Origin of the sequence: Streptomyces sp. WG7 (genome assembly GCF_049975785.1) — a bacterium.
GTDB lineage: Bacteria > Actinomycetota > Actinomycetes > Streptomycetales > Streptomycetaceae > Streptomyces.
The window spans coordinates 1-965 of record NZ_JBNGGE010000158.1 but is presented as its reverse complement, the minus strand read 5'-3'; the positions used below and the strand labels follow the sequence as shown (position 1 = coordinate 965).

Below are 965 nucleotides of genomic sequence, written 5' to 3'. Positions count from 1 at the left end.
CCCGTGCCACCGGTGACCAGCACCGTGCCCCGCGGACGCCACTCACGCACGGTGCTGGTCTCCGCCAGCCGCGCACGGACCAGACGGCGCACGAACAGGCCGCCTGGGCGCACCGCGACCTGGTCCTCGGCGGCGTCGCCCGCCAGGACGCCGGCCAGCCGGGCCAGCGCTCGTTCGTCCACGTCGTCCGTGCCGGGCAGGTCCACCAGGCCGCCCCAGCGCTCGCCGTGCTCCAGCGCGGTCACCCGGCCCAGACCCCACACGGCCGCCTGCGCCGGGTTCTCCAGCCGCTCGGAGCGGCCGGCGGCGACCGCGCCGCGGGTCACGCACCACAGGGGCGCGGTCACCTCGGCGTCGCCCAGTGCCTGGACGACGCCGAGCGTGGTGACGACACTGCCCGCCGCGGTGCCGGAGGGCGTCGACAGGGACACGACACCGGACACGGCGGGCCCGTCGGCGAGCGCTTCGCGCATGCATACGGTGAGATCGGCGCGCGTGCCGTCGTCGCCCTGGACGACGGCGACCCGCCGTACGTCGGCGCCGCGGTCGGTGAGCGTGCGCTCCACGGCGGCGGCCCACTGCTCGTCCGGGCCGGTGAGCGTGTCGGGGACGGCCAGCAGCCACATCCCGGTGAGGCGGGCGACAGCCGGCTCGGGCACCGGCTTCCACGTCACGCGGTAGCGCCAGCCGTCGACGGTCGACTGCTCGCGGCTCTGCCGGCGCCACGAGGACAGCGCCGGGAGCAGCGCGGTCAGCGCCTGGTCGCCGTCCACGCCCAACTCGGCCGTGAGGGCGGCCACATCGTTGCGTTCGACGGCCTTCCAGAAGCGGGCCTCCACGCTGTCGGCGGGAGCGGCCACGTCGGCCGCGTCGGGGGTTCCGCTCTCCAGCCAGTAGTGCTCGCGCTGGAAGGCGTAGGTGGGCAGGTCCACGCGCTGCGCACCGGTCCCGGCGAAGACCGCCTG

At 76.4% G+C, this 965-nt stretch carries 1 pseudogene; it reads right to left on the bottom strand.

The features are described from left to right. A pseudogene (locus ACP4J0_RS38510) lies at window positions 1-965 on the bottom strand (polyketide synthase); the annotation flags it as partial.